19 protein-coding genes and 1 pseudogene are annotated in these 22,763 nt (G+C 58.9%); 12 read left to right on the top strand and 8 right to left on the bottom strand.

Annotated elements, in window-relative coordinates; all coding sequences use genetic code 11:
- The first annotated feature begins 20 nt into the window (after positions 1-20).
- The 3 genes from FFS30_RS22815 to FFS30_RS22805 all read left to right on the top strand — a co-directional run bounded on the left by FFS30_RS22815 (position 21) and on the right by FFS30_RS22805 (position 3,633).
- Positions 21-863, top strand: a complete 843-nt coding sequence (locus FFS30_RS22815; protein WP_212742564.1) for an AraC family transcriptional regulator — start codon at positions 21-23, stop codon at positions 861-863.
- A gap of 87 nt (positions 864-950) precedes the next feature.
- Positions 951-2,318 (top strand): alpha/beta fold hydrolase, encoded by a 1,368-nt coding sequence (locus tag FFS30_RS22810; RefSeq protein ID WP_343182337.1) that lies wholly within the window; start codon positions 951-953, stop codon positions 2,316-2,318.
- A gap of 241 nt (positions 2,319-2,559) precedes the next feature.
- Positions 2,560-3,633: a serine hydrolase domain-containing protein gene (locus FFS30_RS22805; protein ID WP_171014810.1), complete on the top strand. Its 1,074-nt coding sequence runs from the start codon at positions 2,560-2,562 to the stop codon at positions 3,631-3,633.
- A 147-nt stretch (positions 3,634-3,780) separates the two neighbouring features.
- Here FFS30_RS22805 and FFS30_RS22800 read toward each other — a convergent pair whose 3' ends face one another.
- The 3 genes from FFS30_RS22800 to FFS30_RS22790 are packed head-to-tail and all read right to left on the bottom strand — an operon-like array spanning position 3,781 to position 8,030.
- On the bottom strand, positions 3,781-5,250 hold the full coding sequence (locus FFS30_RS22800; protein WP_137915505.1) for an efflux transporter outer membrane subunit: 1,470 nt from the start codon (positions 5,248-5,250) through the stop codon (positions 3,781-3,783).
- A 7-nt stretch (positions 5,251-5,257) separates the two neighbouring features.
- Positions 5,258-6,850 carry an MDR family MFS transporter gene (locus FFS30_RS22795; RefSeq protein ID WP_137915504.1) on the bottom strand — a complete coding sequence of 531 codons (1,593 nt, stop codon included), beginning with the start codon at positions 6,848-6,850 and terminating at the stop codon, positions 5,258-5,260.
- On the bottom strand, positions 6,843-8,030 hold the full coding sequence (locus tag FFS30_RS22790; protein ID WP_137915503.1) for an HlyD family secretion protein: 1,188 nt from the start codon (positions 8,028-8,030) through the stop codon (positions 6,843-6,845). Before FFS30_RS22790 ends, FFS30_RS22795 begins: the two co-directional genes overlap by 8 nt.
- A 77-nt stretch (positions 8,031-8,107) precedes the next feature.
- Between FFS30_RS22790 and FFS30_RS22785 the strand changes: the two genes are divergently transcribed.
- From FFS30_RS22785 to FFS30_RS22755, 7 genes are all read left to right on the top strand, one after another.
- Positions 8,108-8,908: a CerR family C-terminal domain-containing protein gene (locus FFS30_RS22785; RefSeq protein WP_137915502.1), complete on the top strand. Its 801-nt coding sequence runs from the start codon at positions 8,108-8,110 to the stop codon at positions 8,906-8,908.
- Positions 8,909-9,125: 217 nt separating this feature from the next.
- Positions 9,126-9,554, top strand: coding sequence for an SDR family oxidoreductase (locus FFS30_RS24125; RefSeq protein WP_137915501.1), 429 nt, complete (start codon positions 9,126-9,128; stop codon positions 9,552-9,554).
- 53 nt (positions 9,555-9,607) lie between these two features.
- Positions 9,608-9,733: an SDR family oxidoreductase gene (locus FFS30_RS24490; protein ID WP_137915500.1), complete on the top strand. Its 126-nt coding sequence runs from the start codon at positions 9,608-9,610 to the stop codon at positions 9,731-9,733.
- Positions 9,734-9,904: 171 nt separating this feature from the next.
- Positions 9,905-10,501 (top strand): NAD(P)-binding domain-containing protein, encoded by a 597-nt coding sequence (locus FFS30_RS22770; RefSeq protein ID WP_137915499.1) that lies wholly within the window; start codon positions 9,905-9,907, stop codon positions 10,499-10,501.
- Positions 10,502-10,839: 338 nt separating this feature from the next.
- Positions 10,840-12,189, top strand: coding sequence for an alkaline phosphatase family protein (locus FFS30_RS22765; RefSeq protein ID WP_171014820.1), 1,350 nt, complete (start codon positions 10,840-10,842; stop codon positions 12,187-12,189).
- A 317-nt stretch (positions 12,190-12,506) separates the two neighbouring features.
- Positions 12,507-13,382: a hypothetical protein gene (locus FFS30_RS22760; RefSeq protein ID WP_137915498.1), complete on the top strand. Its 876-nt coding sequence runs from the start codon at positions 12,507-12,509 to the stop codon at positions 13,380-13,382.
- Positions 13,383-13,572: 190 nt separating this feature from the next.
- Entirely contained in the window at positions 13,573-15,378 is a 1,806-nt protein-coding gene (locus FFS30_RS22755) for a multicopper oxidase domain-containing protein (RefSeq protein WP_137915497.1), read from the top strand.
- A 135-nt stretch (positions 15,379-15,513) separates the two neighbouring features.
- On the opposite strand, the gene FFS30_RS22750 is transcribed toward FFS30_RS22755, so the two are convergent.
- From FFS30_RS22750 to FFS30_RS24000, 5 genes and pseudogenes are all read right to left on the bottom strand, one after another.
- Positions 15,514-16,059 (bottom strand): hypothetical protein, encoded by a 546-nt coding sequence (locus FFS30_RS22750; RefSeq protein WP_137915496.1) that lies wholly within the window; start codon positions 16,057-16,059, stop codon positions 15,514-15,516.
- A gap of 258 nt (positions 16,060-16,317) precedes the next feature.
- Positions 16,318-16,461, bottom strand: a pseudogene (locus tag FFS30_RS22745) (integrase core domain-containing protein); the annotation flags it as partial.
- A 392-nt stretch (positions 16,462-16,853) separates the two neighbouring features.
- Positions 16,854-17,873: a J domain-containing protein gene (locus FFS30_RS22740; RefSeq protein WP_137915495.1), complete on the bottom strand. Its 1,020-nt coding sequence runs from the start codon at positions 17,871-17,873 to the stop codon at positions 16,854-16,856.
- Positions 17,874-18,250: 377 nt separating this feature from the next.
- Positions 18,251-18,622: a glycine-rich domain-containing protein-like gene (locus FFS30_RS22735; RefSeq protein ID WP_137915494.1), complete on the bottom strand. Its 372-nt coding sequence runs from the start codon at positions 18,620-18,622 to the stop codon at positions 18,251-18,253.
- A 25-nt stretch (positions 18,623-18,647) separates the two neighbouring features.
- A complete protein-coding gene (locus tag FFS30_RS24000) occupies positions 18,648-18,821 on the bottom strand; it encodes a hypothetical protein (RefSeq protein ID WP_171014809.1) in 174 nt (57 codons plus the stop codon).
- Between the two features lie 125 nt (positions 18,822-18,946).
- On the opposite strand from FFS30_RS24000, the gene FFS30_RS22730 reads away from it, so the two are divergent.
- Entirely contained in the window at positions 18,947-21,943 is a 2,997-nt protein-coding gene (locus FFS30_RS22730) for a tetratricopeptide repeat protein (RefSeq protein ID WP_137915493.1), read from the top strand.
- 12 nt (positions 21,944-21,955) lie between these two features.
- Positions 21,956-22,747, top strand: a complete 792-nt coding sequence (locus FFS30_RS22725) for a helix-turn-helix transcriptional regulator (protein ID WP_137915492.1) — start codon at positions 21,956-21,958, stop codon at positions 22,745-22,747.
- The last annotated feature ends 16 nt before the right edge of the window (positions 22,748-22,763 follow it).

Here is a 22,763-nt window from a genome sequence, read left to right as displayed (position 1 = left end):
ATTTCCGTGCCGATGCGAGCTTGCATGTCGTCACGAGTTCGTTGAGAAAATCGAAGCTCGCGGTAACGCGCATCCGACGCGATACCCCCGGCCACGGACTGACGTCGCCTCTGCCGGTGGAGGCCGCGTTTTCCGTTCTGCTCCAATTGAGAGACTCGCCTAAACGCGAGTTGTTCATCGGTGGGCGTTCCGTGTATCGCGGAGGCTACGGCGCGCGAACCACCAGCATCGTCGATCTGCAAGAAGAACCGACCGCCGATTTACAGAGTCCGTTCGACGTGTTGCACTTCTACGTGTCGCGCGCCGCGCTCGACGAAATCGCCGACGATCGGGGCGCAACGCGAATCGGTACGCTCACTTGTGAGCGCGGCGCCTTCGACCCTACGGTCTGGCATCTCGGTCAGGCGTTGTTGCCGGCATTGGAACGTCCCGATGAAATCGGCGCGATGTACGCGGACTATCTGCTGCTTGCGACACACACCTATTTCGCCGCTACTTTTGGCGGCATGCGCTTGCCAGGATCGAACCGGCGAGGCTGCCTGGCGCCTTGGCAGATCCGCTGTGCCACCGATCTCATGACCGAGCAGTTGGGCCACGACATGTCGCTCGCCGAACCCGCTGTCGCTTGCGGACTTTCGCCGGGTTATTTTGCGCGGGCTTTCCGGCGTAGTGTAGGAATGCCGCCACATCGCTGGCTGATGCTGCAACGCGTGTTGCGCGCCAAGTCGCTGCTGCGCGAGACGACCCGGGCGCTCAGCGACATCGCCACCGCGTGCGGCTTCGCCGACCAGAGTCATTTCACGCGTGTCTTCACCCGGATCGCCGGGACCACCCCTGGCGCTTGGCGCAAGCAGGTTCAATAGACGCCGCGGTAGCTTTCGTAAAAAAGGCGGCGGAAATTTGCAAGACCTCGCCGAGTTGGACGTCCAATCTTGTTCGCACAGTTTCGCATGCCAGAAGGAATGTCTATGGGAATGCGCCGTCCTTTCCGAATAGCCGCGTGGCTTATGGCAGCCTCGCTGCCGTGCATGTCACCGGCGTTGGCCGACACGTTCGATTTTCCCGCGGGTTTCCATACGCAGGAAATCGCCAGCAACGGGACCACGCTGCACGTTCGCATCGGCGGAACCGGTCCGGCTGTCGTATTGATCCACGGCTACGGCGATACCGGCGACATGTGGGCGCCGCTGGCCGCAGAGCTTATGCGCGACCACACCGTCATCGCGCCCGACCTGCGCGGCATGGGACTCTCGGCGGTCGCTGCGGATGGCTTCACCAAGAAGAACCAGGCCGCGGACATCGCCGGCGTGTTGGACGCGTTGCATATCGAACGCGCCGACGTCGTCGGCCACGATATCGGAAACATGGTCGCGTTCGCGTTTGCGCAGTCCCATCAAGACCGCACGACGCGACTGGTGATGATGGATGCGCCGGTTCCCGGCATCGGTCCGTGGGACGAGATTCTCAAGAACCCCTTGCTCTGGCATTTCCGTTTCGGCGGCCCGGATATGGAGCGCCTCGTCGCCGGCCGCGAGCGCATTTATCTCGATCGATTCTGGAACGAGTTTTCAGCCAAACCCGAGCATTTCCCAGAAAGTTCGCGGCGTCACTACGCTGCGCTGTATGCACAGGCCGGCCGCATGCATGCGGGCTTCCAGCAGTTCGCCGCCTTCGATCAGGACGCAATCGACAATCGCGCGTCATCCGCACTCGGCCGCCTGCAGATGCCAGTGCTGGCCATCGGCGGCGATCACTCGTTCGGATCGACCATGGCGTTCGTGATGCGTTTTGCCGCCGACGACGTGCACGAGGTGGTCATCGCCGATTCGGGCCACTGGCTCATGGAAGAACAACCGCGAGCGACGATTGCCGCCATTCGTGCGTTTCTCAACGCCGACAATGCGCTCGCGCAACTCCGCTTGACGCCCGCCGAAGTCGAAACGCATGCGCGCAGCGGAGCGGGTGCAGGAACCTCCGGGCTGAGCGGCATCCAAACGACCGTCTTGTCCGGGGATCCCAACATGCCCGGGCCGTACGCGATCGAAATTCGTGTCCCGGCCCACATGCAGATCGCTGCACATCGCCATCGCGACAATCGCACTGCGCTCGTCGTGTCCGGCGAATGGCATTTCGGATATGGCCCACGGGCGGATGAGGCAGCGACCCGCACGCTCGGACCCGGCGGTTTCTACACCGAGCCCGCAGGCCAACCTCATTTTGCTTTCACCGGTGATCAGGCGACTGTCGTCTACATTACCGGACAGGGCCCGACCGATACGACATACGTGGCGCCGGATGACGCGCCGAAGCGGAAGTAGGCGTAGGCTGCGGTGTCGCCAATGAGTCGGCCTATCGTGTTGAAGAATTCGACGAGGTTAGGGACCAACGATTGACGATCGGCTGCAGCAGCTTTGCATCACGAGTTCGAATGGGCGTGCAACCGAATGCGCAGCGCGCGTATCTATCGCAGCGAGCATAGCGCGCCGTCGGGTGTGATAGCGCCTCCGGCCGCTGTCACTCCAGTGCTCTATGGGACTGCCATTCCATTCGGAGCCATTCATGAGATACCTCGTTCTGATCGTCGCCGCATTGCTGGCATGCCATGGAGCGCTGGCCCAATCCCAAGAACCAGGCACTTTCATTACCACGTACGCAAAAGAGCACCATTTCAACGGTTCGATCTTGATACAAAAGCGCGGCGAGCCCATTTTTGCCGAGAGCTTTGGGCAGGCCAATATCGCGTTCAAAGTTCCCAATACCCAGCAGACTGCATACAAGATCGCTTCCATCACAAAGCTCTTCACGTCCGTTTTGGTTCTCCAACTTTACGAGCAGGGCAAGATCGATCTCAGCCAGTCGATCAAGACATACCTGCCTGACTACGCCGGCGAAGCTGGGGCGAGGGTATCGATCCACCAGTTGCTCAATCACACCTCAGGTCTTCCGAGTTATGACGGGGTTAGCAGTGCCGCAGCCGCCATCCGGGATGGCATCCCCGTCTATCAGACGCCCTACACCAGCGATCAGCTTCTGACGAAGTACTGCAGTGGCAATCTCATCAACGCCCCGGGCAAGGTGTTCAACTACAACAATGCCGACTATGTCGTGCTGGGAAAAATCATCGAACGTCTATATGGAAAATCGTATGAGCAGGTGCTCAAGGAGAAAATTCTCCAGCCCTTGCAGTTGAACAACACGGGGATGCTGCATCAGGGCGAGGTCATCGATGGCCTGGCGGATACGTACTTCTATCGAGACGATCGCAAGATTCTGTCCGCCGACCTGCCTGTGTATCCGGAAAACTGGTACGCCGCCGGAGCCATGTATTCAACGACCGGCGATCTGCTGAAGTTTTCCAACGCCCTGTTCGGGCTGAAGTTGATTCGGCGGGCCACACTCGACCATATGATCAAATCCGGCCTGGATGACTATGGCTACGGGTTGTGGTCGTACGAAACAAAGATCAAAGGAAAGAAGCATCCGGTGGTAAAGAGGCCCGGCTCGATCATGGGCGCGCAAACCCAGTTGTTCCACGTTCTCGATCAAGACATCACGATCATCTTGCTCGGAAATACAGGAACGCTCGACACGGATGTATTTGTCGCTGAAATAGCCAAGAACGTTGTTGATTGAAGGCACGGTGTTGGTTTTCATCCAAACCTGAGCCGGTTTCAGTGGGTACTTCATCGAATATTGAGCCACGTTTGATCACGCACCTGCTGCGCGGCGATCCGCATTCAGCAAGAGAACCGGAGTGATAGACGTGGCGATGAATGAGAATCAACCTGACTTCCAGCCAAGGCCCAGATTCTTCTGCAGAGAAATGAAATTCCTGAGTAACTCCGCCTGTCCTTGAGCCAGGTTCTGCTGCGCGCTGAACTGCGTGCGCTGGGTGTCGAGCAGGTCGATCAGCGATGAGGCGCCTGCCGCGTAGCGCTGGCTGGTGAGCGCTGCCGAGCGATCGGCCGAAGCGCGTAGCAGTGCCAGGCGTTCGACGCTGTCACGCTGATGGCCGTAGCGCGACAGCGCGCCGTTCGCGTCCTGCAAGGCGGTCAATACGGAATTTGTATACTTCGCCGCGGCCTCGTCGCGCGCCGCTTCGGCGCCGCGGATCGCCGCGCGCGTGCGGCCGAAGTCGAACAGGTTCCATTGCAGGTACGGCACACCGACCCAGGTCATGTTATGCCGGCGCGCGAGGTGGGCCGGGTCGCCCGCCGCGCTGCCTATATAGCCGAGCATCGACACCTTCGGGAATAAATCCGCCGTGTGTTCACCGATCTGCGCCGTGTTTGCGGCGAGCTGGCGTTCGGCAGCACGAATGTCGGGCCGTTGCCGCAACAATGCCGCCGGATCGCCGATGGCGATATTCTCGGGCAAGGCCGGCAGCGGCGCGGGCGCAGCAAGTTCGCGATCGAGATCGCCCGGCGCTTTGCCGGTCAGCACGGCGAGCCGGTCGAGCGATTCGATGATCTGTTCGTCGAGCGGGATCAGTGCCGACTTGGCGCTCTGCACCTGCGTGTTCTGCCGCTCGACGTCGACATCCGCCGCAACGCCACGCGCGCGGCGCTGGCGGACCAATTCGAGCAGTTTCTCGTCGGCGTCCGCCGACTGTTTCGCCAAGGCCAGTCGTTGCTGTTCATCGCGCAGGCCGACATAGGCGGCGGCGACTTCGGCGGCGAGCGAGACTTGCGCGTCGGCGAGGCTGGCCTCGACGGATTCGGTTTGCGCCGCCGCTGCCTCGGTGGCGCGGCGCTTGCCGCCGAAAAGATCGAGCTCCCACGATGCGTCGAAGCCGGCGCTATACAACTGCACGGGGCCGCTGCCGAGCAAGCCCGACGAGGGCTTGCTGCCGTCGCTGGAGGCAGGAAGGTTCGGCTGCCGGGAACGAATCGCCGCGGCATTGCCGGCAACCGTCGGCAATTTGGCGGCTCGCTGCTGCTGCCATTGCGCCCGTGCCTGTTGCAGCCGCGCCTGTGCCGCGGCCAAGTTTGGGTTGTGCGCGAGCGCGTCGCCGATCAACGCGTCGAGTTGGGCATCGCCGAGTGCATGCCACCATTCGTTCGGCGCGGGCCCGGTCGAGATGTCCTTGTCCGGCGCGCGCACGAATCGGCCGTCATGGCCGTTGCCGAGCGCGATGTCGGGTGCGCCGCGATAGTTCGGGCCGACGGTGCATGCCGTAAGCATGGCGGCGACAGTCAGCGGAACGAGGCGCGCGGCAGCGCCGCAGGTCTTGCCGATGGATTGGTGCATGTTCATGTCAATGTGCCTCGCCGAGTGGCGTCGGAGCGCGCGGTGTCTTCAACAGCAACGCGAGCGGAATGCAGCAGACCAGCGTGACGCCGAGCATCCAGAAGACCTCCGAATAGGTCATCACTGATGCCTGCTGGGCGATTTGCAAGGCGATCTGCTTGAGGGCTCGCATTTGCGAATACGCCATGTCGCCGGTGCGCGCGAACCAGCCTGCGGCAATCGCGGCGACTGAGTCCTGCCCCTGCACCGAGTTGGCGGTCAAGGATTCGCGGATCATCGCGGTGTGGAACGTGTTGCGCCGGTCGATCACCGTGCCGATGATCGCCAGGCCGACGGAACCGCCGAGATTGCGCGCCATGTTGTAGATGCCGGCCGCGTCGCCCGACTCCTCGCGCGAGACCGCGGCCATCGAGGCTTGGTTCAGCGGCATCATCGCGAGGATCTGGCCGGCACCGCGCACGAGCTGCGACCAGAAGAAATCGTCGCCGACACTCTGTGCGGTCAGATGGGTGTCGAGCATGCAGCTGACGACGAGGCAGATGAGTCCGGCGATCACGAGTACGCGATAGTCGAACTTGCCGAGAAGTTGCGGCAGCAGTGGCATCATCAGGAAAGCCGGGATGCCGGAGATCAGCATTACCCAGCCCGCCTGTTCGGCGTTGTAGCCGGCGATGGTGCCGAGGAATTGCGGGATCAAATAGATCACGCCGTAGAGCATCGCGCCGACGACGAAGACGATGAAGATCACGCTGGCGTAGCGCGGGTGACGCAGCAGAGATAGACGCATCACCGGCTTTTGCGCCGTAAATTGCGAGACCGCGATCAGCACCATGCCGATGGCAGTGAGCACGCTCAGCCAGACGATCATGCTCGACTCGAACCAACGCTCGCGCTGACCTTCTTCGAGTACGACGGTGAGCGAACTCAAGCCCGCGGCGAGGCCGATGACGCCGAGCCAGTCGGCTTTGAACAGCGCCTCCCAATGCGGTTTGTCGTGCGGCAGGCCGGCGATCAGCAGCGCGATCAAGCCGATGCAGACCGGCAGGTTGATGAAGAAGCACCAGCGCCAACTGATGTTTTCCGTCAGCCAGCCGCCGAGTACCGGGCCGAACAGCGGGCCGAGCAGGACGATGAGGCCGAACACGGTCATTCCCACCGGCATCTGCGCTGGCGGTAGGCGCGAGCGGATGATCGTCTGTGCGGTCGGGATCATCGCGCCGCCCGTGAAACCCTGGCCGATGCGGCCGGCGATCATGAGGAACAGCGTGTCGGAAATGCCGCAGACGGTAGAGAACGCGATGAACAGGATCGCCGCGCCGAGCAGGAAGTTGCGCAGGCCGAACACGCGCGTGAGCCACGCGGCGAGCGGGATCATGACGATTTCCGACATCAGGTAGCCGGTCGAGATCCACGTGCCTTCGGTGCCGGTCGCGCCGATCTCCCCCTGGATCTGCGGCAGCGCGGAGTTCGTGATCGAGATGTCGAGCACGGCCATCAGCGCGCCGAGCGAACCCGCAGCGACGGCGATCCAATCGGCGACGCTCGCGCGCTCGCCGTGGCCTGCCGGCGCTGCCGAAGCGGGCAGGGCGGCTTCAGCCATTGGCGTCGGCGCCCGCGCCCTTCGCGCCGGCGCTGTCCGCGGCATGCTTGGTGTCGCCGCGCGGCGTCTTCACATCGGTATTGCGTGTATCGACTTCGGCCGTGACCGACAGACCGGGTACAAGCTGTGCACGGACCACGTCACTGGTTTCGAGGCGGATGCGCACAGGCACGCGTTGCACGATCTTGGTGAAGTTGCCGGTCGCGTTCTCAGGTGGCAAGAGGGCAAATTGAGAGCCCGTGCCCGGAGCAAAACTGTCGACGACACCGTGCAATTCGACGTCGGGTAGCGCATCGACGCGAACGCTCACGGGCTGACCGGCGCGCATGCGGCCGACCTGGGTTTCCTTGAAATTCGCGGTGAGGTAGATGTTTTGCACCGGCACCACGCTCATCAGGCGCGTGCCGGGCTGCGCGTACTGGCCGACGCGCACCGTGCGGTCGCCGACGCGGCCGGCCAGCGTGCTGCGGATGACCGTATCGTCGAAATCCAGATGGGATTGCCGTGCGCTGGCCTGCGCCGCCTCGAGCTGCGCTTTGGCCTGGGCGATCTGCGCATCGAGATCGGCAGTCCTGGCCTGGGCCTGATCGAGTGCGGCCGAGTCGGCGGCGACCGTCGCGCGCGCCTGGTCGCGGTTGTTGAGCAGCACGGAAATCTGATCGTGGCTCTCCGCGCCCGTTTCGGCGAGCGGGCCGTAGCGCTTCACCTCGTCCTCAGCGTGGCGCAGGGCCAGCTTGGCGATCTGCAACTGCGCTTGGGCTTGTTCGACCGCGGCCTGTTGGGTGCGCGACCCGGCTTCGGCGCGCCGGATATCGGCCTGGCGCGAATCGATGGTTGCCTGCGCCTGGTCGAGCACGGCTTGGTATTGATGGCTTTCCAACCGCACCAGCGGATCGCCAGGTTTTACGCTGGCGTTGTCGCCGACATAGACCTCCGCGACGTAACCCGAGACCTTGGATGCGATCGTTACGCTGTCGGCCGCGAGATACGCATCGTCGGTGTTCTGGAAGTAGCGGCCGACGAACCACCATTCGCCGGACCAGCCGATGCCGACGACGAGTGCGAGCGCTGCGAGGACCAGCATGACGAGGCGTGCGCGCCGCGGCTTGGCGGGCGCGGAGGTCGCCGGGGCAGCGGGCTGGGAATTTTGTTGCGAGGATTCCGGACTGTCGGCGGTCATGGGATTTCTTTAAATTATTCCATCTGGAAAAATTGTATCAATCGGAATAATTTTGTCAATGCGCTACAATTGGCGGCATGAAATCCGGCAGCAAAAAAACGACAAGCGCCGCGGCACCGAAGGGCAGTGCGGCAACGAGCGTGCGCAAGCGGCTGCGTCGTTCGAGCGAAGGCGGTTATGCGCGCGGCGACGAAACGCGCCGGCGCATCATCGACGTGGCGATGCAATTGTTCGGCGAACGCGGGTTCGACGGCGCGTCGACGCGCGAGATCGCCGCAGTCGCAGGGGTCAACGCGCCGGCGCTGCAGTACTATTTCGACAACAAAGAAGGCGTCTATCTCGCTTGCGTCGAGCACATCATCGATGACATGCGCGCAGTATTCGACCCTGTGATGCAACGAGCAGATGCTGCGCTGCGCACCAAGGTGCCGGTCGGCGAATTGATCGACTCTTTCATCGCTATCTACGGCGTCATCATCGACTGTGCCTTTGCCCAGCCTCAAGCAGCACGTCGGCGCCTGTTTCTGACGCGCGAATTCAATACCGAAGAGCCGACCGTCGCACGCATTTTGCTCGAGAAGAAATTGCGTCGACCGTTCGCCAAGATCAGCCTTGAGCTGCTCTCTCGCATTTCGGGCGTGCCGGCGAACAGTCCTGTCACGCGCATCCGCATGATGAGTCTGAAGGGCCAAATTCTGCCGCTGTACCACGCACCCGGCCTCGCGCTCGAAGCACTTGGCTGGACCAAGCTCGACGCGACGAAGATTGCACTCGTCAAGGCAACCTTGCTCGACCAGGTGCGTGGCCTACTGGGGATTTGGGCGCAAGAGGGTCTTGGCAGTAGCGAGATCGGCGCATCGCTTGGAATCGTCGAGTAGGACGTCCAAGCAGAAATGGCCTTAGTTGGAGAGGCTTGTCGCGGATAGAGAAGGGCGGCTATCTCGTTGCCCGCACAGCGTGTCTAAGTTTGTTGAGTCGTAGTCCTCGCGATCGCCGGTGAAGCATGGGGCGGGAAGCCGCTTTGACGTTTGCACACGAAGGTGCCTTCGTCATCGGTTGTGGTCTGCGTACGAGGACGTTCAAGCCACTCTGGATATGGTTCGGCGGTCTGCCGACAAATCGATGATGGTGCCCTTGCATCTGTGCGATCTAACCCAGCCTTCCAACTGCCAATCGCTCGTCGATCTTGCCGTAAAGACCTTCGGAGGGATCGATGTTCTTTTCAACAATGCCGCGATGGCGTACTTCAACTGGATCGAGGATATCTCGGACGAGGAGTGGGATCGCAATCGTCGGGAGGAGGTCAATTTGGTGTTCTTCCTCACTCGGGCTGTGTGGCCGCATCTGAAGCGCAGCCACGGCGTGGTCGTGAACATAGCATCGCTGAATGCCCTCATGAGTTTCAAAGGCCATGCTTCGTTGGCCCAAACCACGGCAAAGGCGGGAATCATCGGCATGACACGCAAGTTGGCGATGAAGGTCGCAGCCACGGGATTCGAGCCAACTCGATTTCACCGGGTGTGATCGAAACCAATCAGACGCGGGAGCAGCTCAAGATTCCGGAATAGGCCGACTACGTGCTTGGCAAGACGCTTCTCGGGCGTCTTGGCCCACTCGAAGAGGTAGCCAGGGTCGCTCTCTTCCTGGCCTCTGATGACAGTTCTTATGTAACTGGGATCGATATCGCGGTCGACGGGGCGTGAAGGTCTGGTGATCCATCTCAAGCCGACGAACCGCTCCTGCGCATCGAAATCGAATCTGTAACGTTGATCGGTTTCATATCACAACATTGAATCGCTGCAGGTCTTCTTTATCTTTGACGCAGAAGAACCCATACGGCGAAGTGTTCTCACAGGATAACTGAGAGGTGCACCATGCGATATGCAATCATAGGTTCGGGCGCTATCGGAACGGCTTTGGCCACCCAGTTCTCGCGCAAAGACATCAATGTAGCGATCGCCAATACACGCGGCCCTGAGTCTCTAGGTAACTTGGTAGAACGACTTGGACCATCGATCGAACCCACGACGATCAGAGAAGCATCGAAAGCTGAACTCGCAATTCTGGCTGTGCCGTTTGGAGCGGTTTCCAATGTCGCGAAAGCATTTGGTAAGTCGCGACCTCGCATCGTGGTCGACGCCACAAATGCGATCGACTTCCCTTCATTTACACCGACGGAACTCGGTAACTGTGATTCCAGTTCTGTAGTTGCGGATGCGTTTGACGGTTCGATTATCAAGAAGGCGTTCAACACGCTCCCCGCGCAAGTTCTTGAAGATTCACCTGAAGAAATTGGCTTACGCCGTGTGTTGTTCTTGTCTGGCGATAGCGAGAGGGCGAGTAACGAGGTATCTGAGTTGGTAGATCAGCTCGGATTTTCTCCCGTCTACCTCGGCAAACTGACGCAAGGTGGTCGGCTTCAGCAGTTCGGCGGCCCACTGATGCTCGAAATTTTTCTGCGACAAGACTGAGTGGCGCGAGGCGCGCGTCCAACATTCGCTTTTCACTCATAGGATTCCCAAGTTCTGAGCTGTAGGCCACAATTTCTGGCGCGCGCTGGTGTGCTCGTCGTGTGACGCACCTCACCGTAAACACGGAATTTCTCAGCCAACGATTCCGGCCTGGCGGCAACGGCGGCATGTGAGTCACAACGACAATTGAGGAGACTCGGGATATTGAACGTCATCATTCTGACACCTAGCAATCCCACACTCTCATGGTGATTTGGGGTAGGTGCCGGTTTGCTGCGCGCCGTCGGGGTATGGGGTTCGACTAAATTCCTTCAATCCACACGAGGTGTGCTGCCGTGATGAAAAAAATCCTTCCTGTTCTGGGAGCGTTGTCCTGTGCCGTAACCAGCGCATTTGCTGCTGAAGGCCCTGTGCCGACAGGCATTCCTCATCTGGATCATGTGTTTGTGATCATGATGGAGAATCACATTTACGGTCAGATCATGGGTAACCCGAACGCGCCGTTCACCAACTATTACGCGCGCAACGCCAATCTGGCGACGAACTATTTCGCCATCGCCCATCCGAGCCTCAACAACTATCTCGAAGTTGTCGGCGGCTCGAATTTCGGCGTGCAGAGTGACAATACCCCGGACTGGCACAACTTCTACTGCACCACGAACCTCGCTTCCGGCACGGTCAACACCGATACGCCGGCGAGCTCGAACGTTTGTCCGATTGCTGGTGTGGGCACCGATGCCGCTATTCCCGCGATCGACACGACCAACGAAACGCAGGGGGCGCCGGGGATGATGAACATCGACGGCGCCAAGTCGTACCCGGCTACCAAGGGCACGTCGGGCAAAACGATCGCCGACCAACTCGTCGCCGCAGGCAAGACTTGGAAGAGCTATCAGGAAAGCTTGCCACTGGAAGGCGCCGACAACGTGAACTACAGCGACAACGTCTTCACCAATAATACGAATTTCAGCGCGATCCTTCCGCCGCTGAAGCCGGCGCTGGCGCAGGCTGGCGTGGTCGCGCTGTATGCTTCCAAGCACAACCCGTTTGTCTATTTCCAGAACGTCCAGGAAGGCTGGGATCCGAACAATAGCCTCGACAACGTTGTGGGCTTTGAAGGCGCAAAAGGTCTCTACGCCGATCTTGCATCGGGCAATGTGCCAACGTTTTCGTTCATTGCGCCAAACCAGTGCAACGATCAGCACGGCCGCGGCAATTCTGACCAAAGTTGCGCCTACGACCCAAATGACAACGGCACGCAAGCGGGTTTGAATCCGGCACTGATTCTGCGCGGCGACCTGACCATCCGCACGCTGGTCAGCGCAATCAAGAGTTCGCCGGCGTGGACCAAGGGCAACAACGCGCTGGTCATCTTGTGGGACGAAAACGACTACAGCCTAGCTCCGAACGCCAACCAAGTTCCGGTGATTGTGGATACCAACTATGCTGCGGGCGGCGTGCAGAGCACCGTGTTTTATTCGCACTTCTCGTTGCTGAAGTCGCTCGAAGGCGGTTTCGGACTGCCGTGCCTCAACCATGCTTGCGACTCGGATGCGGTGACGATGAGTGATCTGTTCATGGGCAGCGGCCCCAAGCCGACCGGCCAGAACACCAAGCCCTCCGTCGGAATCCCGTCGGTTCCGGGGGCAACTCCGGATGTGGCGGCCAAATTGAGCCGCGAACTGTAAAAATAGAAGAAGTTTGATTGAAGCAGGCCTGCCTGCAGGCCTGCTTCAATTCGTCAGTCATCGATAAGTCGGGGTGCTACTCTTGCGCTGCCTTCTCGCAAATAGGTTCGCTCTGCTGTTCTCCGCGAAGTTTTCCCAGATCGAAAATCTTCGCCGCGCTGGATGACACAGCCTCGCACATGCGAACAACGATAGTAGATATTTTGGCGCCGACGATGTCCACGCTGGCAATCGCGCTGAATCGGGCGATTTGCGCCAAATCGAAGGCATCGGCGATGGCTTAATCGGCACTAGGTCAGATGGTGAAGGAGTACTCGATGTCCTACGGCACGACGGTACGAGGTGCGCGTCTTTCAGTTCATCAGTACATCCTGCGAGAGCAGACAACGACTGTTCCAACTCGAGAAACAATTAATTTCCTGAAAACGTGGGAAGAATTGTTTCAACTTCCTGGATTTGTTGACCGAGTGCCGACGGAGCTGATGACGGAGGGGAAGCTTCTCCGTTTCTACGAAATGGACCAAAGGGCCGGGCTTCGACCCTGCGGTATTGTGGAATGTTTGACTGACCATGGGTGCGGGTATGTCGTAGCCCTCCCGGACGGCCGAATCAGCCACATTGGAGGACCGTGCGGAAGAATTCTCCTTGGAACCAAATGGGCGAAGGCCAAATTCGCTTTTGGTATCGAGAAGCGCAAATGCAGGCGAGTTGTGGCGGTTCACGAGCAGCGCGCCCTGTTGGAAAAATTGATCACCGAATGGCCGGATCTGGAGCATGAAGACACCGCTTGGGCACGCGTTACGCTGAACAGCTTTGATGAATTGCCCGCTAGTATGCGAGTGGCTCTTGAGAGCGGGGCAATGAAAAACCGTGCTTTCATGCCAGGCTGCCTCTCAGGTATTCGACCCGATCGGCGGGTAGATATATTGCTGGACCGGAGAATTCCCGCACTGCTGAATGAAGCACGCAGGGCACTGGAAAACGTATCACTAAGCGCAGGGGAACTCGCTGCGCTAAGAAGACGATTGGAAGCGTTGCCTCAGGAGGTCGACTCTCTTATCTGTCAGCTAAGGCTGTTCGTTTCGCAGCGCAACCTAGACTTGCTCCCACTTTTACGTCCACTCAAGCAAGCCGGTATTCGGCGGGTCGAATACCTTCCCGGACCGCCACCTCAGTTCTACGTCGAACGGTAGTTAGTCTCCCTGTTCAATGCCTAGGCGGATATTTTCCACTTCATAACTCCTTCGCTAATTTATGGGCGGGAACACCCGGCCAAATTCGATTCAGTACCGGAAGTACTACCTTCCGGATGGGAGTCATCATTTCGTCAAAATTCCCCTCCATGCTGATGGGCTATCCCGCGATGGCCAGCAAGTTCATACCATGCCCGAATCGTTGCCGTGGTATTTACACTCTAGTAAGCGCAACGTTACCTGTCTTCTTCTGGGGATGTGCGGCATCTTGCTCGTCGGCGCGCTGTTGGGGGCCGCATCGGCAGAGAGTGGGCTGCCGGAAATAGCGATTGATCAGTGTCCGCGCCCGGCGTCTGGCGAGACCGTCCAGGAACCGGAAGATCTGCGGAGCCAAAACGGAGTTCTGACGCTAGATCTCGCGATTCACAACTATCGCGAGCCCGATGGATCCGCACGCTACTGTTATGTTTTACCGGATAAACATGAAGCGCCGACGTTGCGGTTGCATCCCGGTGACGAACTGATCCTCCGCCTCAAGAACGACCTGACGGTTTTGCCGTCGCTTGCCGACGTGGATTTCGGTGGCGGACCGATGTGTACGACTAAACCGAAGCCATCGTCGGATCCCTGCACGAGCAGTGCAATGACGGCCATTTCTACCAATGTCCATTTTCACGGTCTAACGCTTCCTCCGGTATGCCACAAGGACGATGTGCTGCACACGTCGGTACAGCCTACGGATCCCGTTTTCGAGTACCGGTTCCGCATTCCGGACAGTCAGCCTCCGGGCTTGTATTGGTATCATCCGCACATTCACGGCTTCAGCTCGAAGCAGGTGTCCGGCGGTGCATCCGGCGCGCTCATTGTCGAAGGCCTGGAACGAACCAATCCCGTTGTTGCGGGTTTGCCGGAACGGGTTCTCGTCATTCGCGATCAGGACCTCATGAATCCCACTGCGCAGCCCTCGACGAGTGCGCCGGTTCCGCGACTAATCCTCGACCGTGACGGAGATACGATGAACAGCGGGACGGGCACGGGCCGTCCTGCCCGCGATCTATCGGTCAACTTCGTTCCCGTGCCGTATCCGGACTATCCGCCGGCGTCGATCGTCATGAAACCGGGGGCGCGGCAGCTATGGCGCGTCCTCAATGCTTCTGCGATCACGTACCTCGATCTCGCGCTGCTCTACAACGGCACTCCACAACAGCTCAACGTCGTCGCGATCGATGGCGCTGCAATCAATGGCACCGATCCAGGTAAACCGCGTGTCAGCGGGTTCACACACATCGCTCTACCACCTGGTGCACGCGCAGAGTTCATCGTGACCGGTCCACAGTACGGCATGAAGGGCGTTCTAATTACGAGTGCGGTCGACACCGGGCAGGCCGGCGAGAACGATCCCAACCGACCGCTTGCCTCCGTCATAGCGGCCGCGGATGCGCCGGAACCGAACTCGAAATTGCCGGTTTCGCATGAACCGTTACCAGACTCGAAAGTCCCTTGGCTCGGCTCTGTTCAGTCTGTGCGCGAGCGAAAATTCTACTTTTCCGAAACGCCGCAGGATCCCAACGATCCGAACAGTCCAACGGCGTTCTTTATTACGGAGGAGGGCAAGAAGCCAAAAGTATTCGATCCGATGGCAAAGACGCCAGACATCGTTGTGCAACAAGGCGATGTCGAGGACTGGATCATCGAAAATCGCACGCCGGAACTGCATGCGTTTCACATCCATCAAATCCACTTTCAGTTGATGGAATGGTCAGGCTCACTCGTGAATGAGCCGTTTCTGCGCGATATTGTGAACGTTCCTTACTTTACTGGACGCACAGCGAAGTACCCCAGCGTTCGCTTGCGCATGGACTTCAGGGACCCGGAAACGATCGGCACATTTGTGTACCACTGTCACTTGCTCGAGCACGAAGACGGCGGAATGATGGGAACGGTGCGGGTAGATCCACCTGCGCACGGTTCAGCTCATCGTGCCCACCATGGGTGACTGCACCGGCGACTGAGATTAAGAAGGCTTTAGCGGGTAGGGAAGGGCAGTAACTACGCTAAGCTGACGCTCCCAAGCGTGAGCGTGAGAGACGCAAATCTGACATCTTATTCTCGAGTCGACGCAATCGGAGCCCTACATATTCGACAGATGATATTGCGCCGGGAGGCTCTCACTGAGTGTTTCGATCGACGCAATCGCTTGTGCGGCATCCGGGCACGCCCCAAGTCGATCGAACACTGCGTGCGCCGCCCGTAGTTCTATGATCGCCGATACCTTGTCATCGAGATCACGCAATGAAGACGCCATATAAACGCGGATCCGGGCAGCATCATATGGTGCTTGCACTCTAAGCCATAGCTGACATGCTTCGCAAAGCTGGCCAAGCGCGGCCGACGCATTGCCCTCGGCGAGTGACGCAATTCCGACTGCGCTGGTAGCAAAGGCCTTGAGCGCAGTACTTGCATGTAACGCGGCGATATTTGTCAGTTCAATCGCTGCTGCTCTCGCTGTAGCCGCGTCACGTCCATTGGCTGCTATCCCTGCTTGCGCTTGAAGCAGGCGAGCACGGCGCAAGCTTTGAGGTGGGACTTCTTGAACTGCAGTACGAATCGATGCTGCTGCAACGTCTGTATCACCGCGTTCCAAATGAAGGAATGCGAGTCCCGGCTGCAGGCTCATTCCGAGTTCGTGAGCACGCTGAAATCGGTTGGCCGCCAATTCGATGTCGCCGCACCGCAATCGTACTAGGCCAATTTCATAGTTCGCGATTGCGCTGTGGGATAAGTCGATCCGCTCCTTTTCGGCGCAGGCGATGTTCGCCTCGCGTTCGGCCTGCGCCCAGCCGCCGCGTAGAGCAAAGAGCGGCGCTCGATGCGCACGGCAATCGCCAGGGAATCATGACCGGCCTGACTGGATTGGTCCAGAGCGAAAGTTAGTTTAAGCGGCAATAGGCAGGATGTGTAAAAGGGTTCTGGACAGGATGGTCCCTGATGCAGGTGGTCGGTAGTTCAACGCACTGTGTGGCCGAGTGGTGTTGTAGTGATGGCGCCACTGCTCGATGATGGTTCTGGCTTCGCGTAACACGTCTGATCAGCTTGCTCAGTTGTTCCTCGCCAAGTTGGCGGCAGCGAGCACAGTTACGCTCCTAAATCCACCTATCTCACCTGCAGCACAGTGGGCTAGTCAGGTGAATCAACCATCGCTAACAACAAACGTATGGATCAGGCTCCGCGTGTGCCAGTCGTTACAAGGGCATGCTGCGCCTCCGGTGGTCTCGCTGTGAGTGCCAATAATTCGTTCAAGCGGAGGCGCGAAAAGCCGAGCGCCGCTTAACTCAGGCGTTAGGCAAACTGCGGGAGGCGCAGTACCGACGCCCATTGAACATCCTCCCGAGGCGCTCGCGCTGCGCATCACTGTTGCGTATGGCAGACAGCAATTGAGTTTCTCGCGATGCCTTTCGACATTTGTTCTTGCTATTTATAGCCGTAGGCCTTCGCCAGCGTTTCATAGGCCGAGTTGATCTCGAGAGTGCGCTGCGCAAGCACCGATTTGACGGCATCTGGCAAATCCCTGGATTGATACCGGTCCGGATGGAAATCGCGCACTGCACGTCGCCACGCTTTCAGTAGTTCTTCTTGAGTAGGCTTTCCAGTCAGACTCAAAACGGTCAAACAGGCTTCGAGCTCAGGTGCGGGATTCGACAGGCCGAGACTAGAGATGAACTCGTGGAGGTCTACTTCTCTTGCGCCGAGCAGCCTCAGCATGTCTTTCATGCAATTGGCTTCGGCAGGGTTCACCAGCGCATCGGCAGCAGCGACATTAATGAAGAACTTGGCGACTTCATCGAGGTCGAGATGCGGCATCCGATACCTGAGTACCTCGGCTACATCACTGGTGGCCATATCCTGGGCGGGCTTCAGTAGTAGGCGCAGTTCTTCTAACTCCGTTTCGGAACCGCCGAACTTATCGCGTATGAGCTCGCGGAGGTAGCGAACCTCTTCCCGAACCAGTGGACCGTCGGACTGCGCCAGGATCTTGCCGAGCATGAGCAAAGGCTCAAGGTAGCGAACAATCGAGAACGGTCGTTTTATCAACTCCACGTGGAAGATGTCTTCTGTGACAGCCGCGGATCCATTAGCAATGCGCGCGCTGATAATCAGCGAGTCGCCCTCTGCGCCGAGAATAGCTCCGTGGGGCACGTAGAAATGACAAGAATCCCCTTCAAGGTCGCTTCCGAGAGAAAAATCGCCATCATTGTCGGCAAATATGCGGTGAGCGGCCTTTAAGAAGCCGCCATTTGAATTTCTGGCGTGAATTTGCAGGATCGCATTGGCTTGTGGGCGAAACCCCGTAAGAGATAGCCGCAGACCAACGTCGTCTTGCGAGTAGCGCCCCTGCAATCCCGCCGACGGAAAGGACTGGTCGGTGCGAAATGCCCTCCATACGGCGCCACCGAGGGCTACCGCGAGCGGAACCAGTAGATTGATAGCCATTGTCGTGTCCTCCCCAAATGGACGTGCGGCCTAGTTGCGTGTGTTTTTCAGCTTGATTGCGAGACGCCTGCCTTACCTACGCGAATACCAGCGTATTCTTGTGATTTATCACTTTTGTGACCTCCGCGCCACGCAGAGTTGTACCACCCCTGCGTGGCGATTCCTTTGGCCTGCTCAAACGGGTTGTCTTTCGACGACGGACCGCCGGAGAGCCCAGGCCAGCATGTCGGCACGCGAAGGCCTCTGGCTCAACGATGAACAGATGTTGGGGACGCAGTGACCCCCGCCCGTACATGCGGGCACGCATTGGCCTCTGCAGTGCGAGGTGCAACTCGACGCCGTTTCGTTGCCGCGATGGGCGTGATGGGAAGACGTAATCATGTGCTTTCTCCTTGGTTGAGGATTTGATGGATCAACATGCGCGACCGGTCAACACGATCTCGCTGTGTTTCGGCATCCTGCTCAGAAAAGATTCCTGAGTACGGATAGTGGTGCAGGAACACACCGAACAATCGCTGACAGTCCGCTGCGTACTTCTCGGTGTCGAGAATGTGGTGATGCCACAGGCGGTCGACGTCGCGTGTCGGAGCGATGTCAGATTTATTTGGAAAACTTCTCACCAATTGCAAAAATGCGCGGTATTCTCGTTCGGTCTCATCGACTTTGGCGATACTCCAGTTCTCGTCGCGGCACGCTTTGTACGCCACGCATTCGAGGTCCAGATAAAGAATGTCGTCATCGATCTTCATGTTGACCCTCGATTTAGCTGAGCAATTAGCTGTCGCCGCCAGTGCTCGCCGATGCGCCTGCGACGATCACGGCACCGATCGGACCACCAATGGCAAGGCCGATGCCCATGGCAATTCCCCAAAGCAGGCCGCGGATGACCAGTCTGCCGGGGTCCGGAGCCGTGTTAGGTTTGTTGTCGTTGTTTGACGTGTTAGACATGACAATCTCCGCTCTAGATAAGGTTAGTCGCGTCCGAAATGCTTTCGAACGCAGAGCCACTTTAGCGATGCCTGCACTTGCACAATAGGTCACGATCCGACACGATCTGAACATTGCGATCCGACATGACCGATCCCGAAGTCATACAGCGTTGGGACATGGGAGCGCCGCTCACAAAAGCGGAGTTCTACCTGCTTTCGGATCCGTCAATCGCGTCTGCGACTCGCGGTTTCGATGTCGAACACCGCGAACAACTTGCTTACTTGCGCATACGCACGTCAGACGTCCACACTGCGATCGGTACGTTCTTTGGGATCGGCAAGGCAGCGCTCTCTACCAACGATTTCTTGCGGGCGCTCGGTGGCTACGGTTTGGCGTTGCGTGCGCATATCTCAGGTTTCGGGCTCGCTCATCCGAACACGGCGACGTTGATAAGTTGGGTTGCGACCAGCCTCAGGTATTGTGGCGATCTGAGTGAAGCGCTTGCGCTACAAAGGGCGATTGTCGAGGACAATCGCTGGCGCCCTCGAGATCCATTGGGAAACATGATGGCGCGCGCGACCCTAGCACATATGCTGCTTGATGCAAATCAACCAGCCCCGGCGCGAGCATTGCTTGAGGCCGTACTTAAGGAGGCGATCCTTCACCTGGGTGCTGACGCGCCCTTCACCTTGTCAATTCGCAGTGATCTTGTCACACCGACCCTTCATTTGGGCGATACCCAATTCGCCATGGCGCATGCTGTGGCTGCCGAATCCGGTCTTCGAAGTGAATCCTCGCAACCGGAGTTGGCGCAGCTTGTTGCGCAGTCCAATCTCGCCAATGTGTATTTTGAGCGAGAGGACTTCGCAACCGCAAAACGTTTAGAAGAAGACTGTCTTGAGAAATTTCGTGCGCTCGTCGGACCGGAACACCACCGAACCCTGACAGCCGAGCATAACTTGGCGGTAACGCTGAAACGACTTCGAGAACTGGACCGCGCCGAGAGCCTCGCTCGGCACGCCGTGGAGACGTTGATACGACGTCACGGTCTTGTACATCCCGAGACGCTGCGCTCGCTCGACAATCAACTGTCGATCTGGTGGTTACAAGATACACCGCAACGTGGCCTACCTTTCGCGGTGAAGCTTCTGCCGATGCTGGGCGAGGTTGCATCATTCGGACGTATCTTGTTTCGTCTTGCGTCGCGACTCGCGGTCTGTGTGGGTGAGACCATCGCGTCGCTAGATTGCGCCTGGGAGGATCGGGAATTGGCATTGCGCGCGCTGGACGCCATGCCCGCCGCGAGTTCGGTCCTATGCGAAGAAGCGCAACTCTTGTCCTTCGATACGGATGAGATCGCGTTGGACGATTTTCTTGCGTTCCACGATTGGTGGAGCAAGATCGCCGCGTTGAATCGTCCGTCGATGCTGCTGCAGGCGGTCGCCCCTTTGCATGGAATCCACGCCTGGTCGAGCGCGGCCGACTGCTTGCAGGACACAAGCATGGCAGTACCCGCGATTCAGGCGCAGCGGCGAGAATTCATTGCAGCGCGGGACGCGCTCAATCACCTGCGTTCGCAACTCGCGGCGGCTTGGAGCGAGCGCCATCGAGGCATCGAGGAAACACAAGTGACATCGGTGCTTCTGGAACGAGAGCGCAACGCGATTGCTCGCTTCCGGAACGCACGCATCGATCTATCGACAGTCGACGCCTCGTTCGCAGCATTGTCTTTTCATGACATCTATGCGCAGTTGCCCCATATCAGTGACTGGTTGCAGCCGGACGAAATATTGGTATTAACCCTGAGCTTAGGGCGCGCTCCAAACGCGCCGAGTGCTGCACTGGTGCAGCGATCGGATGGGCGAAGTGTGTTGATGCCGTTGCCAGGTTTTGGGGATCTGGCGGGTGCTGCCGGCCATGCCTCCCGCCGATTGGGCTCCGGAATGCGGGGTGGCGGCACTGGCGATCGTGGAGTCGGGCAAGCCGCGCCGAGTCAATCGTTGGCGGAATTGCGCGGGTCGATCAATGCTGCATTCTGGCAACCCTTGTGCTATGCACTTACTCGACTGCACGTCTGCCCCACGGCGTTCACGTCGCTCCACGTGGTAACTGCCCCGATGCATCACTCTATCCCGCTCGAAAGTGCGAACGAGGACTTTCCAGCCTTCTACTACTGCGGACTTCCGGCGTTCGTTCGACTGCGCCGAAGGGAACGCTCTGACCCTACGGCTAGCAGTGCGTTGTTGGCTTACGACGTGGCCTGGAGCACGGCACAGCCTATTCCGTTTGTTCGCGCGGAAGCACAACTTGCCGAAGTCGTGCTTGCCTGCAAAGGCACGGTCGAGCAGGCCCCGCTCGATGAACTGCCTCACCGTTCCGCAGCGCGCCTCCTGCTAATTGGTTGTCACGGCGACGTTGGCGGCACCGCCCAAGGACGCCATGGCACCCTTCTTTTGGATGCTCAGACGAACCGTTCGATGAGCACTTATGAAGGCACGGCGATCGGTGCCAAGTATGAAGAAATTATCGTTTCGTCCTGCCTTGCGGGATTGGTCGGCAAGGCGCGTTGGGGCGATGCGCTGGGCTTGGTTCCCCTCTGGCAAACCTGTTCCGTAGCGACAGTCGTTGCCTGTGTTGCACCGGTCCATGATTTCTACATGCCCTTGCTCACCACGCTGTATCTACATCACCGTCTTCATCGCACCGAGTCTTCCGTAGCGTTGCGTCGCGCCAAGTCGGAATTGCTAAGCGGCGAATGGCCGGAGCCGTTTTGCCAGGCAGTCCGAGTGGTCTATCGCAGCGAAATGGAACACGTGCTGACGCGCGGCGCGCAGGGGCAGCACACGGATGTCTGCGCACGCATTGCTCTCGGTTGGCCCCTGGTATCAGCTGTCAAGGACGAATTGCGAAACCACTTACTGGACGCCGACAAAGGAAACGCAGCACTCCGCGCGCTATTTTCCAGTGTTTCGGCCCGAAACGCCTGGATTGATGCCGGTCTGACGGCGCTGATCGACGAGCGCTGGAGTCGCGCGACAAGTGCAGATCCTGTACACCATATGATTCGAACCGCCCTCGAGCACATCTGCGCGTATACCGTTTGCTATGGCGGGTCATCGGCAATGTATGGGAAGCAATGAGGAAGATTCACAATGAAAATACCTTATTTGGGCGAGAAACTGAAAATTCTTTACGCGTCGCGTCGCAATCCTGATGTCACGAACGATTCCCAGCTGGCGCAGATGCTCGGTGTCGCGCGTTCCACCGTGTCCAGTTGGAAAACGGGTAGCGGCGGCATGACGGCCGAGGCAGTTCCGGACGAACACTTCCGTCCCCTGTGCGAGATATTCGGTGTCGACGCCGTGGCCTTTCTGAATCCATCTTTGGGACGATTTGAGACTCACGCACAGCCCGAGCGGAGTGGCTGGACGCTGCTCTTGCGCGCGTCGGAGTTGGATTCTGGCGCACTGCGCATCGAACGCGAGAACGACGGCATGCGGGGCATCGCATGGCAACAACGACCGAATGATCGCGTGGGCGAAGTGCTAGCACTTGGGACAGCGTTTCGCTTGGCCATGCGCGTTCCGGCAGACAGTCTGTTGCTGTTGCTGCTCCAGGATCCAACCGATGTTCAATGTATCGACTTGCGCGCCGCGCTCGGCCAGAACTCGTTCCGAGCGCCGGCTACCGAGTTCTTTGTCCCGGCGCTAAAGTTTTCCCCGTACGTCACCACGGACACGATCGGTGCGCACTGCTGGCTGGTAGTCATGGAGCAGACACAAACACCTTGGCGAGAGAGTTTGATCGATGATCTACTCGCCGCAGAATCAGCCGTTCGCGCAAAGGCTTTCCTCGACCTCGCTCACCAAATCGATCGCCGTCAGACAGCGCGACTCGGAGAAGCGCGGGTGATTCGCTGCCCGTTCGAAGTGGTAAGGCGCTGATTGTCATCGTTCACGA

Source organism: Rudaea sp. 3F27F6 (assembly GCF_005503555.1).
Classification (GTDB): domain Bacteria; phylum Pseudomonadota; class Gammaproteobacteria; order Xanthomonadales; family Rhodanobacteraceae; genus Rudaea.
Note: the sequence above shows the minus strand (reverse complement) of the source record. Positions and strands in the feature narration are given on the sequence as shown.